The organism is Brevibacterium album DSM 18261 (assembly GCF_000426445.1).
Taxonomy (GTDB): Bacteria; Actinomycetota; Actinomycetes; order Actinomycetales; family Brevibacteriaceae; genus Brevibacterium; species Brevibacterium album.
Genome location: NZ_AUFJ01000015.1, coordinates 124,779 through 140,448, shown reverse-complemented (window position 1 = coordinate 140,448; position 15,670 = coordinate 124,779). Strand labels below are relative to the sequence as shown.

At 70.8% G+C, this 15,670-nt stretch carries 11 protein-coding genes; 6 read left to right on the top strand and 5 right to left on the bottom strand.

Annotated features, from left to right (window positions below):
- Window positions 1–60 precede the first annotated feature (60 nt).
- From K318_RS21775 to K318_RS0112860, 3 genes are all read left to right on the top strand, one after another.
- Window positions 61–1,242 carry a pirin family protein gene (locus tag K318_RS21775; RefSeq protein ID WP_084500185.1) on the top strand — a complete coding sequence of 394 codons (1,182 nt, stop codon included), beginning with the start codon at window positions 61–63 and terminating at the stop codon, window positions 1,240–1,242.
- A complete protein-coding gene (locus tag K318_RS0112865) occupies window positions 1,239–1,619 on the top strand; it encodes an N-acetyltransferase (protein WP_029089781.1) in 381 nt (126 codons plus the stop codon). Before K318_RS21775 ends, K318_RS0112865 begins: the two co-directional genes overlap by 4 nt.
- 279 nt (window positions 1,620–1,898) lie before the next feature.
- Complete coding sequence (locus K318_RS0112860) at window positions 1,899–3,446, top strand: alanine/glycine:cation symporter family protein (protein ID WP_035281908.1); 1,548 nt, start codon at window positions 1,899–1,901, stop codon at window positions 3,444–3,446.
- A 186-nt stretch (window positions 3,447–3,632) separates the two neighbouring features.
- Here the strand turns inward: K318_RS0112860 and K318_RS21770 are convergent, their stop codons facing one another.
- Genes K318_RS21770 through K318_RS0112845 form a run of 3 tightly spaced genes read right to left on the bottom strand, consistent with a single transcriptional unit; the run spans window position 3,633 to window position 9,409 of the window.
- Window positions 3,633–7,151 (bottom strand): ATP-binding protein, encoded by a 3,519-nt coding sequence (locus K318_RS21770; RefSeq protein ID WP_084500184.1) that lies wholly within the window; start codon window positions 7,149–7,151, stop codon window positions 3,633–3,635.
- Window positions 7,152–7,943, bottom strand: coding sequence for a DUF4194 domain-containing protein (locus tag K318_RS21765; RefSeq protein WP_084500183.1), 792 nt, complete (start codon window positions 7,941–7,943; stop codon window positions 7,152–7,154).
- Window positions 7,940–9,409 (bottom strand): DUF3375 domain-containing protein, encoded by a 1,470-nt coding sequence (locus tag K318_RS0112845; protein WP_029089779.1) that lies wholly within the window; start codon window positions 9,407–9,409, stop codon window positions 7,940–7,942. Before K318_RS0112845 ends, K318_RS21765 begins: the two co-directional genes overlap by 4 nt.
- 161 nt (window positions 9,410–9,570) lie before the next feature.
- Here K318_RS0112845 and K318_RS21760 point away from each other — a divergent pair, with 161 nt between their 5' ends.
- Together K318_RS21760 and K318_RS0112835 are read left to right on the top strand one after the other, a co-directional pair.
- Window positions 9,571–10,527: a dihydrodipicolinate synthase family protein gene (locus K318_RS21760; protein WP_084500181.1), complete on the top strand. Its 957-nt coding sequence runs from the start codon at window positions 9,571–9,573 to the stop codon at window positions 10,525–10,527.
- Between the two features lie 212 nt (window positions 10,528–10,739).
- On the top strand, window positions 10,740–11,432 hold the full coding sequence (locus K318_RS0112835; RefSeq protein WP_029089778.1) for a pentapeptide repeat-containing protein: 693 nt from the start codon (window positions 10,740–10,742) through the stop codon (window positions 11,430–11,432).
- Between the two features lie 84 nt (window positions 11,433–11,516).
- On the opposite strand, the gene K318_RS0112830 is transcribed toward K318_RS0112835, so the two are convergent.
- Window positions 11,517–12,434 carry a DMT family transporter gene (locus K318_RS0112830; RefSeq protein ID WP_051297976.1) on the bottom strand — a complete coding sequence of 306 codons (918 nt, stop codon included), beginning with the start codon at window positions 12,432–12,434 and terminating at the stop codon, window positions 11,517–11,519.
- A gap of 28 nt (window positions 12,435–12,462) precedes the next feature.
- On the opposite strand from K318_RS0112830, the gene K318_RS0112825 reads away from it, so the two are divergent.
- Window positions 12,463–13,920, top strand: coding sequence for an aminotransferase-like domain-containing protein (locus tag K318_RS0112825; protein WP_029089776.1), 1,458 nt, complete (start codon window positions 12,463–12,465; stop codon window positions 13,918–13,920).
- A gap of 102 nt (window positions 13,921–14,022) precedes the next feature.
- Here the strand turns inward: K318_RS0112825 and K318_RS0112820 are convergent, their stop codons facing one another.
- Complete coding sequence (locus K318_RS0112820) at window positions 14,023–15,633, bottom strand: thiamine pyrophosphate-binding protein (protein WP_029089775.1); 1,611 nt, start codon at window positions 15,631–15,633, stop codon at window positions 14,023–14,025.
- Between the last annotated feature and the right edge of the window lie 37 nt (window positions 15,634–15,670).

Here is a 15,670-nt window from a genome sequence, read left to right as displayed (position 1 = left end):
TATACGAGGGCGCGGACACGACCCCTCGCCGCTCGCCCCCGGCAGGGCTAGCATGGCCGCATGAGCAACACGGAGGCGCGGCCGGCAGCGCAGGTGTGCGCGGACGGCGGCCTGCCCGGATCGCAGGCCGAGTGCGCCGGAGGCGCACCGGTCGAGCTCATCACGGCGCGCGAGGTGCCGCTGGGCGGGCCGCGTGCCATGACGGTGCACAGGACCCTTCCGCAGCGGCAGCGCTCGCTCATCGGCGCATGGTGCTTCGTCGACCACTACGGCCCCGACGATGTGAGCGCCACCGGCGGCATGGACGTCGCCCCGCACCCGCACACCGGTCTGCAGACCCTCAGCTGGCTCTTCGAGGGCGCCATCGCCCACATCGACTCGGGCGGCCACGCCGCACCGGTGCGGCCGGGCGAGCTCAACCTCATGACCGCGGGCGCGGGCATCTGCCACTCCGAGACCTCCACGACGGACACGCACGTCCTGCACGGCGTCCAGCTCTGGATCGCGCTGCCCGAGGAGGTCCGGCACCTCCCGGAGCGCAGGTTCGAGCACTTCGCGCCGGAACCGGTCCCCTTCGCCGGGGGCTCCGCGCTCGTCTTCGCGGGCTCCCTGCTGGGCGTCTCCTCGCCCGTGCAGATGCATTCGCCGCTCGTGGGCGCGGAGATCCGGCTGGAGCCCGGCGCCGTCCTCGATGCTCCCGTGGACCCCGCATTCGAGCACGGCCTGCTGGTGGACGCGGGCGAGGCGGTGACGCTGGAGGGCGTGCGCGTGCCGAGGCGCGCGGTGGGCTACACGGGCATCGGCGCGGCCGGTCTGCGGATCGCCAATAGCGGCGGCGATGCGGCCCGCCTCGTTCTGCTGGGCGGGGAGCCCTTCGGCGAGGAGATCGTCATGTGGTGGAACTTCGTGGGGCGCTCCACGGAGGAGATCGCCCGCTATCGCAGCGAGTGGGAGGGCGGCGGTGAGCGGTTCGGCCGGGTCGAGGGCTATGCGGGTCATGGCGGACCGGGCCGGAACAGCGAGGGGATGGGCCGCCTGCCCGCGCCCGCGCTGCCGCAGGTGACGATGAGGCCGCGCCGGAATCCTCCGCCGCACGCCCGGGCCGCCGAGGCCCAGGCATCCGCGGGCGGAGCCGCACGACCGCGTCAGCACGGCGGCTCTGCGGAGACGGACCGTCCCGCACCTGTGCACGACGGCACCGCAGGCAGCCCCGAACGGAACCGAGGAGAGGATCGGCCATGAGCACACGGACGACGGACAGAACCGGGGCCGAGGTGGTGGTCGGGCTCGACGAATCGACGGTGCCGCAGTCCTATTCCGCGGTTCTCGCCGATGGCTCGCCGGCAGGCAATGCGTTCTTCGTCGACGCCCCCGACGGCGCCCGCATCTTCCACCACACCGTGGTCCCCGAGGAGCTCGGCGGACGCGGGCTGGGCGGAATCCTCGTGACGGAGGCCCTTGCGGACAGCATCCGGAGGGACACCGCGGTGGTCCCCCTGTGCCCGTTCTTCGCCCGCCACCTGGAGAAGCACGGTGACGAATTCATCGCCGGCGGCGGGCGCTTCCGCGCAGCCGAGGAGGCCGACATCGCAGCGGTGCGGGCGGCGGAGGAGAGCTGAGGACAGGCGAACCGGAAGCCGCCCGCCGGCAGCGCGCAGCGGCGGAGCGCCTCCGCTGAGGCCGGAGGCGAGTGCCCGCCGAGGCACACCCCCGCGCCGGTCCGAGCCTCCGGACATCCGAACCTTCGGACATCCGCGCCGACGCTCGCCTTGCAGATCCGCCGCGCACATGCCCGCTCGTCTCACGAATTGACACGGCGAGGCGTGTCCTGCTTCACTTCCCCTCGGTACGTGAGCGCCGCCACAGTGGTGGCGCTCCTCATTTTCCTTGGAGCAGAAGTGACAGCATTCATCGATTGGCTCAACGGGGTCGTGTGGGCTCCCCCGCTCGTCTACCTGTGCCTGGGCGCGGGCGTGTTCTTCACGATCCGCACCCGGCTCATCCAGATCCGGCAGATCCCCGCGATCTTCAAGCAGATGTTCACCGGTCAGCGCTCCGAGGACGGCGTCTCGTCCTTCCAGGCGCTCACGATGTCCCTGGCCGGCCGTGTGGGCACGGGCAACATCGCCGGCACCGTCACGGCGATCGCCTTCGGCGGCCCCGGCGCCGTCATGTGGATGTGGATCTCCGCGCTCCTGGGCGCCTCGACGAGCTTCGTCGAGTCCACCCTCGGCCAGATCTACAAGGAGAAGGACAAGGACACCGGCGAGTACCGCGGCGGCCCGGCCTACTACATCGAGCGCGTCTACCGCCACACGAAGGCGAAGGGCCTGTTCAAGGTCTATGCGATGGCCTTCGCACTCGTCACGATCCTCTCGATGAGCTTCCTGCTGCCGGGCGTGCAGGCGCAGTCCATCGCGAGTGCGGCGCAGAACGCCTGGAACGTCCCGAGCTGGGCCACCGCGATCGCCGTGGTCATCGCGCTGGGCTTCATCGTGATCGGCGGCGTCAAGCGCATCGCGAACTTCGCGAGCGTCGTCGTGCCCTTCATGGCGGTCCTCTACATCCTGGGCGCGATCGTCATCGCCTTCGTCAACATCGATCAGATCTTCGACGTCGTCGGTCTGGTCGTCTCCTCCGCATTCACCACGCAGTCCGCCGTGGGCGCGATGGTCGGCGCAGCGGTCGAATGGGGCGTGAAGCGCGGCATCTACTCGAACGAGGCAGGCCAGGGAACCGGTCCCCACGCGGCGGCCGCGGCAGAGGTCTCCCACCCTGTGAAGCAGGGACTCGTGCAGGCCGGCTCGATCTACATCGACACCCTCTTCGTCTGCTCCGCGACCGCGTTCATGGTCCTGTCCACCGGCATGTACCGCGTGTTCCCCACCGGCGCGCAGTTCGATGCGGACGGCAACCCCACGGAGACGCTCGAGCGCGTGGGCGGCGGCGTGAGCGCTCAGCTCGAGGTGGGGGTGCCCTATGCGCAGGCCGGCTTCGATGCGGTGTTCCCCGGCTTCGGGGCGAGCTTCGTCGCGGTCTCGCTGGCATTCTTCGCCTTCACGACCATCGTCGCCTACTACTACATGGCCGAGACCAACCTCAAGTACGTGCTCCGCAACGTATCGAACCGCCGGGTCAGCGCTGTGTGCGTCCGCTTCCTCCAGCTGTTCGTCCTCGTCGCCGTGGCCTACGGCTCCGTGTCCACCGCGGGTGCGGCCTGGGCGCTGGGCGACATCGGCGTGGGCCTCATGGCATGGCTGAACATCGTCGCGATCCTCATCATCCAGCAGCCGGTGTTCAAAGCCCTGCGCGATTTCGAGCGGCAGAAGAAGGAAGGGCTCGATCCGCAGTTCGTGCCCGCGAGGACGGGCATCGTCGGTGCGCACTTCTGGGATCAGCGCGCCGAGGAGAAGGGACTGATCGCGGAGAAGTCCCCGGTCCGGTGACCGCGGCGCGCAGTCGGTGAAGCGCGCAGTCGGCACAGCGCAGAGGCGCGGCAGCTCCCACCGGAGCGCCGCGCCTCCGCACTTCCGCGCAGCACCTCTGCGCATCCTGCTCCGCGTATGTGCGAACTTCGCTCTCAGCGATTTGAAGACGCCATCTGCACATACGTGCGGCAAAGGCGCCTGCGTTCAGCGCACGGAGGCGACTTCTCGCAGTGCCTCCAGCTCCTCCGAAGTCCCCGCCGCCGAGGCCGCCTCATCCCAGCCCTGCTCGGCCCACGTCATGGTCGAGACGACCGAGCGCTGCCGCGAGGGGTTGTCCACCGAGGTCGCCGCCCCCACATACGGCTCGATGGTCTGCAGGAGCTTCTGCGGGGTGGCGAGCACCAGGTGGAAGCCGAACTCCACGAAGACGTCCAGGGCCATGCGCGTGTACCGCGTGTCCGCCTTGTCGAAGGCCTCGTCGAGCACGATGGTGCCGTAGCGGGAGACCGTCTCCTCCGGCTCCGCCAGCTGATAGCGCAGGGCCGCCGCGAGACAGAACACCACGAGCTTCTGCTGCTGGCCGCCGGAGAGCGCGGCGCCGGAGTCGTAGGCGGTGTGCGCGCGCCCGTTCTCGTCCACCTCCTCGGCCAGGAACGTCACGTGCAGGCGCGTGTCCAGGCACTGGTTCCGCCACACGCGGTCCACGTTCTCGTTCGAGGCGAACCGGCGCATGAGCTCGGCGAGGATCTCGAATGCCGTCTCCGCAGCCTCGAGATCGGCCGCGTCCTTCCCGCCGCCAGTGCTCGGGGAGGCCCCGTCCGCATCCCGACCACCCGCACTGGAGTCCCTGCCGTCCGCGCCATCCGCACCGGCGGCACCCCGGTCCCAGGTGCCCTCGGCGATGGTCCGCAGATCGGAGATGAACCGGTTGACGGTCTCGCTGCGCCGCACCCGCGGCCGGATCCGCAGGTACCGCCCCTCGTCGAACTTGGACCGGCCGAGCGAGTCGTTGACGCGGTCCACCCGGTCCTCGATCTCGCGCGGAGCGCCCAGGACATCGCTGAGCAGCTCGCCGATGAGGTCCCGCGAGCGCTCCTGCAGGATCCTCAGGAAGCGCGCCTCGTGATCGGGCAGGCCGTGGGTCTCGATGGATTCGAGGATCGCGATGTAGCCGGCCCGGTCCGCCGCATCGGCGGTGAGGTCGGCCGAGGCGCCGGGCCAGCGCTCCTTGAACTGCACCGCCAGCCGGGTCACGGTGCTCTCTGCCCGCGCGGCCGCGGCCTGCGCCCTGTCCTGCTCCTCCCGCAGGCGCGCCGCGACGGTCTGGCCGGCCTCGGCGAGCGCCGGCGTCTCCTCCTGGGCCGAGGCGAACCGCCTGGCCAGGACCGCTGCGACGTCCTCGGGCACCTCCGGGATGCGGCCCGCCGCGACACCGGCCTCCAGACGCTCGAGCTCGCCCGCGAGATCGTCCCGGCGATCCTGCTCCATCCGCATCAGGTGGCGGGCGTCCTCGGCCTCCCGGCGCGTGACATCGCGCAGGTGCCGGGCGTCCTCGACGGCCTCGACCGCGGCCTGGAGATCGCCGTCGTCGCCGGTGAGCTCGGCGAGCCTGCGCTCGTGCTCGGCGACGATCCGCTCGGCGGCCTCGTGGTCGACGGACGCCCAGGAGAGCTCGCGCAGGCCGGAGAGCAGTCCCGACCGCCGCTGGACGGCGTCCCGCTCGCGCGCCAGGCCGTCCACGACCTCGCGCGCGGCCTCGAGCTCCGCGGACACCTGCCGGCGCCGTTCGAGATAGGCCTCCAGCTTGGCCTCCCGGTCGCCGAGGACCCAGCTGCTGCGGTCGTCGATGGCCCGCCGGTCGTCCTTCTCGTACCGGGTGCGCGAGGCCTTGAGCTGACCGCCGCGGGTGACGGCGCGGGAGTGTCCGGCGAGCTCGTCCGGGCTCTCGACGCAAGCCACGTCGAAGCGCTCGGCGAGAGCGGCCCTCACCCAGCGGCCGAAGCGGTCGTCCTTCACCGCCACCCGGTGCACGAGCGAGAGCTCGCTGCGCGGCTGCCGCACGGCATGCGGCTGGCTGGAGACCTCCTCGAACACCAGCCGGGCGCGGATGCGCTGGGAGTCGACCCAGCGACGCACCGCGGGCAGATGTTCGGTGCGGACGAGCACGGTGAGCGCGAGCGGCCGCAGCACGCGCTCGATCGCTCCGGTCCACTCACGGTGCTCGGGCAGGACCTCGATGAGCTCCGCGGCGAAGGGCAGGGCGCTCTCGGGCAGATCGACGCCCGCGCAGATCTGCCGGCGCACCTCGAGCAGGGGTGCGGGCACGGTGGAGCCGCTGCGGCGCAGCTCCGCGATGTCCGCGTCGATCCCGGCGAGCTCCTTCCTCGCGGCGAAGAAGCGCTCGTGCTGCTCGTGCTGCTCGTGCGAGGGACCGCCCGAGGCGTCCGCCGCCTCCAGGGCCCGCGCGATCTCGGCCTGGAGCTGCGAGAACTCCGCCGCCGAGGCGGGGGCCTGTTCGATGCCGGCCTGTGCCAGCTGGCGCCGGAGCGAGTCCCACCGGTCGCGGGTGGCGAGCGCGGCCTCCTGCGCATCGCGGATGCGCAGCTGCAGCGCCTCGGCATCGGCGCCGCCCGCGGCCATGCTGCGGCGCTGGGCAGCCTCGAAGTCCTCCTCCGCGGTCCGGGCGGCCTCGGCGGCCTCCTCCGCGTCCGCGGCGAGCCCGGCGATCCGCTCGAGGGCCAGCGCGTGCTCGGCGCGCGTGAGCTCGAGCCTCCGCCGCTGGATGTAGGGCTGGACGGCCGCGGCGAGCACACGCGCCTTCTCCGCCGTCTCCTGCGCCTGCTCGAACTCCCGCGCGCCGGCGCGAAGCCCGGCCAGGTGGTCGCGCTGCATGCGCAGCTGGGAGACGTGGGCGTGGGCGTCGCTGAGCTCCCCGAACTGCTCCACCGCGGTCTGGGCCAGTTCGAAGGTGCCCGGTCGTTCGAGCATGTGCTCGCGGAACAGCTGGTCGAGGCTGTCGAGGCTCTTGGCGGACTGCGTCTTGTGCAGCAGCTGCAGCGCACTCTCGTGGCCGATGCCGAAGACGCTGCGCAGGCGAGCGTAGAACTTGCCGTGCGCACCGGCGGTCGTGACGACCGCGTCCGGATAGGCGGCCTTGATCCGGCGCGCCTCGATGCCCGAGCGCACGTAGTCCTGCAGGTCTGCGAGGTCGACGGCGGAGCGGTCGAGCAAGCAGAGGTCGGAGACGTCCGAGTTCGCGGTGCCCGTGCCGCGGAGGAAGAAGAGGCGGACGAGCGAGACCGGCTTGTGGCCGGGGTTCTCGTACCGCAGCACGATGCCTGACCAGGTGGCGCCTGGGCGCAGATAGCGGCTGACGACGCGATCCTCGGCGGCGTCCGCGGTCCGCGACCACGCACCGCGCACATAGGAGACGATGCTGCGCTGGTCCGCCCGCGCTCCTGCCGACTGCGCGGCGACATTGAACCGCAGCCACTTGTCCGGGGTGAGGACTGCGGCGATCGCATCCAGCAGCGAGGACTTGCCCGAGCCCGAGGGCCCCGTGATGAGGTGGCCGCGCCGCGCGATCGGCAGGCGGTGGATCTCCTTGTCGAAGGTGCCCCAGTTGGCCAGCTGCACCTCCGCCAGGCGCCACTGGTCGCCGGGGGCCGCCTCGGAGTACGCGGGGTTCTCCGGTGTGAGGTCAAACAGGGTCGCGGTGCTCACTTAGGCGTTCTCCTCTGTGTGCGCGGCTGGCTCGGGGACCGGGGCGGCGGCCGAGGCGGCCTCGGCAACCGTATCGGCTGCGGCCGTGCGGGGGACTGTCTCCCCGCCCGCACCGGCCTCGGCGGCGGTCTCCTCGGCGCGAGCGGCGGTGCGCTCCTCGGCGATCCGGCGGTAGACTTCGGTGAGCTCCCGCACGCGGTCCTCGTCCACGAGGAAGCGGATCATGGGCGAGATCTGGGCGCGGTCGTCGTCGACAGTGTGGAGGATGCGGAGCTTGTTGATCATGCGCGACCAAGAGCCGTTGAGGTTGCGCTTGAACGTCGCCTCGTCGCCGTCGCGGTAGACGCCGAGCAGATCGTAGACCTCGTCCTGCCCCACGATCACGCGGCTCTCCCCCGGGGCCGCGAGCATCAGCTGGCGCAGCACCAGGAGCATGGCGGTGTCGAGGAAGGTCAGCCGCTCGGAGCGCAGCGCGCTGGGAGCCTGGATCTCGTGGGTGTCGACCTTGCGGGTGAAGGCGAACTCGTCGACGGGATCGAGCACGAGGTCGAGGAACAGGTCATGGAGACGCGAGCGGATCTGGGTCTCATCGGCTGCCAGGGCGGCCCACAGACCGGGGCTCTGGGTTCCGGAGACGTAGGGGCCCTTGAGGAGCTCGAGCAGCACTCGGCGGGAGGCCTCGGACAGGGTCCCGGTGTCGCCGCGCCACAGGCCCATCGTCGCCTCCGCGGGCAGGGGCGTGCTCTGCGTGCGGTGCCCGTCCGCGGCGGCCCGGGTGTCGTTGATGCTCATACATCCACTTCCTTCGTGAAGACGTGCCGCTGGACGACCGCGCGCCGTGCGATGCCGTCCGTGCCGTGCCAGAAGAGCTCCTCCGCCTCGTCCAGGTCGATCTCACCCTGCGTGGCGGCGAGCGAGACGAGCCCGATGACGCTCGCCACGCCCTGGGTGGCGGGATGGCGGGCGAGGATCTCGCCGACGGTGGCCGGGGCGCCGCGGGCCTCGGCCAGGACCGCGTTGACGTTTTCGGAGAGCTCGTCGAAGTCGATCTCGCTCTCCCGGGCGACGGCCGCGAGCGCCGTGAAGTCCACCGTGACGGTCTCGGCCTCTCCCAGTGCCTGCCCGGTGTCGAAATCCGCGGGGTCGTGGAGGATCATCGCCCCCACGCTGCCCATGCGCACGGCGGAGAGCTCCATCTCCTCGCCCACGGGCGTGAAGGGCCTCACGTGCAGGCGCGCGGGGACCGCCTGGGCGAGCGCCTCCTGGAGGAGGCTCCGCATCGCCCGGTCCGTGACGTACTCGTGCGAGTGCACGTAGCGGCGCAGCCCCCGGGCGAACTCCGTGAGGACGCCCTGGACCACCCGGCTGCCGTCCTTCATGTCGCGCATGAGGCTGCGCAGCGCCTGCCGGGAGCGCAGGGGCAGATCGCCGGCGAAATCGCGGCTGAGGATCGCGGAGATGTCCTCCTCGAAGGCGGCCGACTGCTCGGGATCGCGGACGAAGGCGGAGAACGCGGAGAACGTGCGGCCCTCCTCGGAGTCCTCGATGAGGTCCATACCGCGGAACACCTCGTCGAGCGCGCTGCCGTGCGCGCCGTCGGACTCGAGGAGGCTGGTCCGCAGGCTGTGGTTGAGCTCCTCGAAGCGGGCGCGCACGCGGGCGAAGTCCGCCGGCATGCCCTGGGCTTGGTTGAGGACGTCCGTGACCCGCTCCTTCGCACGCTTCCGGTCGAGGACCCGGGCGCGGGGATCGCCCTTGCGGATGCGCGCGATCTCCGCATCGATGCGGCGCCGCTCGCTCTCGAGCGCGCGGAGACGGCGGCCGGCATCCGGGTCCGTGTCGATCGCGAGCTGGTGGAGGGAGGAGGCGATCGCCATGAGCCGGGACTCCGTGACGGTGGCCTGCGGGGTCTCGAGCTGCTCGAGGATGCGGAGGGCGTCGAAGCCGGCGGCGGAGAGCTCGTAGGTCTCGCCGCGCGCGTCGGTGGCCGGACGGCGGACGAGGATCCCGGCGTTCCGCCAGTCGTCGCAGTAGGCCTTGGCCGAGCGTCCGGACATGTCGAAGTGGTCGCGCAGCTCGAAGAGGTCCTCGTCGACGAGCTCGTGGAGGTCGACGGTGTCCAGCCGCGTGCCGGGCGCCCCGAGGTGCTCGCTCAGGATGGCCGCCATCACCGCGACGTGGTCTGCGCGCAGCATCCTCAGCGTCGCACTGGACTCGACGAGGCGCCGGAACGAGAGGGCGGAGGCGAGAGCGGACATGCGGACCATTGTGCCGCGAACCGGGGCCGGCGGTCGCACTGGGCGCCGGGGGCGTGCGGGAGGTCACGCCTCCCCTTCGTCTGGGAGTTTTCGACCGTGGGGGCACCCTGCACCCTGCCGCCGGCGTCAGAACCTCCCCGACCCCGCTACTCTCGACAGGTATGACCCTCTTCACCGGCCTCAGCGCCTTCCCGCTCACGCCCCTGCACGAGGACACCGTGGACGCACGCGCCTTCGCGGGGCTGGTCGGCAGGCTCGCCGCGGCCGGCGTCGACTCGATCACCGCGCTCGGCTCCACCGGCTCCTATGCCTACCTCACGCGGGAGGAGCGGGCGCAGACGGTCCGGCTCGCGGTGGAGCACGCCGGGGACACGCCGGTGTTCGCGGGGGTCGGGGCGCTGCGGACCTCCCAGGTGCTCAGGCACGTGGACGACGCCGAGGCCGCCGGCGCACAGGCGGTGCTGCTCGCCCCCATGACGTACCAGCCGCTCACGCACGGCGACGTCTTCGAGCTCTTCCGCACGGTCACGGAGCACACGGCGCTGCCGGTCATCGTCTACGACAATCCCGGGACCACGCACTTCACGTTCACTCCGGACCTCTACGGCCGGATCGCGCAGCTGCCGGGGATCGCCTCGGTGAAGATCCCCGGCGTGCCCGCGGACCCGGCGGAGGCCCGGGACCACGTGGCCGCGCTCCGGGCAGTGATGCCCGCGCACGTGACGATCGGCGTCTCCGGCGATGCCTTCGGCGCTGCGGGGCTCAGCGCCGGCTGCGATGCCTGGTACTCGGTGATCGGCGGGACCCTGCCGGAGCCGGTGCTCGCGCTCACCCGGGCCGCACAGCGCGGGGATGCCGCCGAGGCCGCAGCCGGCTCCCGGCGTCTGGCCCCGCTGTGGGAGCTCTTCGCCGAGCTGGGCGGCAGCCTGCGGGTCACCGCCGCGATCGCCGAACACCTGGGGCTGACGCCGCAGAAGTGCCTGCCGCTGCCGATCCAAGGGCTCACGGAGGAGCAGCGCGAGCGGGTCGCCGCGGTGGTGGAGGAGCTGGGCCTGGGCGGCGGTTCAGGTGGTGGCCCCGGTTCAGGCGGCGGTCCCGGCTGCGGCCTCGGTGGCTGAGCGGGCCGGCCTCTCCCTCTCCCATCCATCCGGGAGTGGCCTCTCCCCCTCATCCGGGAGGTTCTGACCGTGCAGGCACCCTGCACCCTGCCCGCACCGTCAGAACCTCCCCCAGCACCCAGCACCCAGCACCCAGCACCCAGCACCCAGCACCCAGCACCCAGCACCCAGCACCCAGCACCCAGCACCCAGCACCCAGACAGGAGGATCCCATGGCCGCACGCACGTCCCGGCCGCGCACTGCTAAGAAGGGAGGGGAGGGCTCCGCGCCGCGGATCGCACAGCTGGTCCTTCCCCCGCTGGACGAGGGCGATGCCGCGGAGCTCCGGGCCGGAGGCGCCTACGAGCTCCAGCGCTATGTCGGCGCGGACCTCGAGGAGAGAGACCTCACGGGGGCCTCGTTCACGGAGTGCGAGTTCGAGGAGGCCCAGGCCCATGAGGCGCAGCTGCGCGGCTCGCGCCTGCTCCAGGTCCGGGCGGAGCGGCTGAATGCGCCGGTCCTCGGTCTGAGCCGCACCACGCTCCGAGACGTGCACCTGAAGGATTCCCGCCTGGGTGCGGTGGAGATGTTCGATGCGTCCGTGCAGTCGGTCGAGGTCACCGGCAGCAAGCTGTCTTGGCTGAACCTGCGGGGTGCGCGGCTGAGCGATGTCCTGTTCGCCGACTGCGTCATCGAGGAGCTCGACCTCACTCAGGCCCAGGCACAGCGCGTGGCCTTCCGCGACTGCACTGTCGGCGCGCTCGTCCTCGACGGCGCCCGGCTGAGCGGGGTGGACCTGCGCGGTGCGGAGCTGGGCACCCTCTCCGGGATCGACAGCCTGCGCGGCACCCTCGTCTCCGCCGCGCAGGCCGCGCAGCTCACTCCGCTGCTCGCCGCGCACATGGGCATCACGATCATGGAGTGAGCGGGCCGGCCTCTCCCGCCTCCGGGAGGTTTCGACCGCGCAGGCACCCTGCAGCCTGCCCGCACCGTCAGAACCTCCCAGCTCTCACGCCCGCACCCGCACCGCGAGGAGCGCACACCCAATGACGGCTACGCCGCCGAGGAGGGTCGTCCACGTCAGCTGCTCGTGCAGAAGGAGAGCGGCCCAGCAGATGCTCATGACGGGCTGGGCGAGCTGGACCTGGCTCACCTGCGACATGGGTCCGACGGCGAGACCGCGGTACCAGGCGAAGAAGCCCAGGAACATGCTCACGAGACAGAGATAGGCGAAGGCACCCCATTCGAGCGCCGTGCCGCGCGGTGGGTGCAGCGCAATCGCAGCGGCGGTGAGTATGAGCGTGAGCGGTGAAGCGAGCACGAGGGCCCAGGAGATGGTCTGCCAGGAGCCCAGGCTGCGTGCGAGGACGCCGCCCTCGGCGTAGCCGATCGCACAGGCGAGGACGGCGGCGAACAGGAGCAGATCCGAGCGATGGAAGCCGCCGAGGCCGCCTCCCTGGACCGCTGCGAATGCCGCTGCGGCGAGAGCACCACACGAGGCAGCGATCCAGAAGGCCGCTCGCGGGCGCTCCCGCGTCCGGAGTGCGGCGATGACTGCCGTCGCCGCAGGCAGGAGCGCGATCACCACCGCTCCATGACCGGCCGGTGCGGTGGTGAGCGCATAGGAGGTGAGGAGGGGGAACCCCACGACGGCGCCGCCGGAGACCACCGCGACCTGACCCCACTGCCGGCCGCGCGGAAACGGCTGGCGGGTGAGCGCAAGGACGAGAGCCGCGAGGACCGCCGCGATGACGGCTCGGCCGGCGCCCGTGAACAGCGGCGACATGTGCCCTCCCTCGACCGCGAGGCGGGTGAGGGGAACCGTGAAGGAGAAGCCGGTCACGCCCAGGAGGCCCCACAGGAGGCCGCTGTGCGGGCGAACCCCAGGACCGACCACTCCGAGAGTGGAGGAAAGCGGTCTCGCCATTGATTGAGTAGCGCTATCATGTATCTTCATGAATCATGGTAGCAGTGACCGGATCGCGAACGAGCTTCGCCGGTGGATCGAAGAAGCCCCGCCGGGTACCCGACTGCCTTCGACGCGCTCGCTCGTCGCCCAGCACGGGGCGAGCCCCGTCACCGTCCAGAAGGCACTGCGTTCGCTCGCCGCGCAGGGGCTCGTGGAGTCACGTCCGGGGGCGGGGACCTTCGTCCGTCCGGTGCGGAGGGCGCGACCGCACGACTACGGCTGGCAGACCACGGCGCTGGGAGCAGCCGCGTCCGGCATTGCCGCGCAGAGGCCTCCGGAACAGGCCGATTCGGCTCCCCACGCCTCGGCGGCGTCGTCCGCATTGCGCAGCGCACCCGCCGAGGCGGTCGCACTGCACGCCGGCTATCCGGACAGGGAACTGCTGCCGGAGCGGCTGGTGCGCGCGGCTCTGGTGCGTGCCTCGCGCGGTGAAGCGGCAGTATCGCGGCCGCCGTCAGCGGGACTGCCCGAGCTGCGCGCATGGTTCGCCTCGGAGCTCGGGACAGCTGTGCCCTCGGGCCTCACGCCCCCGGCAGCGAGCGATGCCGTGGTTCTGCCGGGCAGTCAGAGCGGTCTCAGCGCGGTGTTCCGTGCACTGGCTGGTACGGGCGGACCCGTCCTCATCGAGTCGCCCACCTATTGGGGTGCGATCTTGGCGGCACAGCAGACCGGGGTGCGACTCATCCCCATCGCGGGAGGGCCGCACGGACCCGATCCGGAAGAGCTCGACCGCGCCCTCGCCCGGACCGGCGCGCGCGTCCTGTATGCCCAGCCGTCGTTCGCGAATCCCACCGGCGCACTGTGGTCGACCGACCTCGCCGAGAGGGTGCTGAAGATCGTGCGCAGACATCGGGCGTTCCTCGTCGAGGACGACTGGGCGCGCGATTTCGCCGTATCCGCCGAGACTTCGCCGCTGGCCGCTCGCGATGACGCCGGACATGTCGTATACCTGCGATCGCTGACGAAGAGCGTCTCCCCGGCAGTGAGGGTGGCGGGGCTGATCGCGCGTGGGCCGGCACGGGAGCGGATCGCCGCCGAGGCGGAGGCGCAGTCGATGTATGTGAGCGGGGTCCTGCAGGCCGCGGCGCTGGATGTCGTGACGCAGCCGGGGTGGCGCACGCACCTCGGCGGAGTGAGGCGCCAACTGGCGGAGAGGCGCGATCTGCTGGTGGGCGCGCTGCGCGAGCATGTTCCGTCCGCGCACCTCGCGCTCGTGCCGCACGGCGGGCTCAACCTCTGGCTGCAGCTGCCCGAGGCGGTGGATCTGCACCGGCTCATCCGCGACTGCGAGGAGCGCGGCGTGCTCCTGGCCGGGGGCGATGCATGGTTCCCACAGGAACCGGCCGGGCGCTTCCTACGGCTCAACTACGCGGGCCCGAACCCCGGAGCGTTCCCCGAGGCCGCCCGCGTCCTCGGCCGGGCGCTGGAGGACCAGCTGGGTTGAGCCGAAGCCGGCTTCTGCGCCCGCGAACCACAGGCCTTGCGTGGGCCCCATGAGACGGCTCAGCCCAGCGTCTGCATTTCACAGCACGTCCACCGGCCATCTTCACGGGACGATGTCGACCGTGGGATCGACCTTCACCACGACGACCAGCGGACGAGTGAGATTCACCAGCCGGTCTGATAGCGCGTCGATCTCTGCAATGCTTCGCACGTCCACGGCGTCAGCTCCCAGGCCGCGCGCGACGCCTGCGAGGTCCGGCCAGGCGATGAGCGAGTGGGCGGGGTCCGAACCGAAGTTCTTGAGCTTGTGCCACTCGAACCCGTAACCCGCATCGTCATAGAGCACCACGACGAGCGGCATCCGCTCGCGCACGGCGGTTGCCAGTTCCGTCGGGTTCATCATGAAGCCCCCGTCCCCGATCACACAGACTGTAGGGACCTCGGGACGTGCCACAGCCATGCCCAGCGCTCCAGCCAGTCCGAGTCCCACCGACCCGAACGCCCCCATCGTGATGAAGCTGCGGGGGTCCGAAGCTGCGATATGCGGCCATGCCGCGTGGACATAGCGGCCGATGTCACTGACCACATTGCGATCACGCGGGAGAACCTCATTCAGGCGGATGCTGGCTGTCCGGACATCGATGTGCTCCTCAGTGGACGCGTCCTTGAACTCTGCGGCGGCGTCCCGAGCGGCCAATCGCTTCTCCACCGTCCCGATCCAACCCTGCTGCGGCACGTGCTCCGCCTCATCCAGCAGAGCAAGGAGCGCGCGAGCCACACCGTCGGCATCGCCGGTCACCGCAGCATCAACCGGAATGTACGCGCCGAACGCCGCAGGATCGGCATCGATCTGCACGACTCTCCTCCCATCCGTGATCTCGCCGTGGAAGGTCGTATAGGCATTGAGCGAGGCGCCGAATGCGATGATGCAGTCGGCTTCACCGATCGTCTCCCCTCCGGCGGAATGGCTGAGGTTTCCGAAGATCCCGACATTGTGAGGGTGCCCCGCGAACAGATCTTTTGCAAGCACCGTCGTGGCAAGCGGCGCTCCGAGCCGTTCTGCGAGCGTTTCGAGCACTGTGCGTGCATTCGCTGCCACGGCCCCTCGTCCTGCGAGGATGAGCGGTTTGCGCACTCCGAGGATGAGGGCAAGGGCTTCTTCCACGGCATCCCCTCGTGCTTCTGCATCTGCAGGAGCAATGGGCACCGCTGTGGCCTGTTGCTCCCCGGCCTCCAACATCATCATGTGCTGGGGCAGGTTCATGACGATGGGCCGACGCTCCGCGACCACCCGCTGGAGTGCTCGGTTGAGCGTGCGGATCGTCTGCCCGGGCTCCAGCACTTCGACGTACCCGGCACCTGCAGCATTCACCATCGTCGGGATGTCGAGCTGCTGGAAGTGGGTGGGTTCCAACGGTGCGTCACCGGTGAGGACGAGCACCCGACTGCGATTCTTGACGGCTTCGACGAGCGAGGTGAATGTGTTGGCGATCCCGGGCCCGCATGTGACGGTCGCGACTCCGATTTCGCCCGTCGCCTGCGACCAGGCGTTTGCCATGCCCACCGCACTCGCCTCATGGGCCGCACCGACGAACCGGCCACCGCGTTCCAGATAGTCGCCGACGTAGACCATGTTCGTATCGCCCATCAAGCCGAAGAGAGGGTTCACTCCATGCTCGAGGAGGGCGTTGGCGAACGACTCGAAGATTCTCATATCCATCCTTTTCACGTGATGATTGAACGTGGTGAGG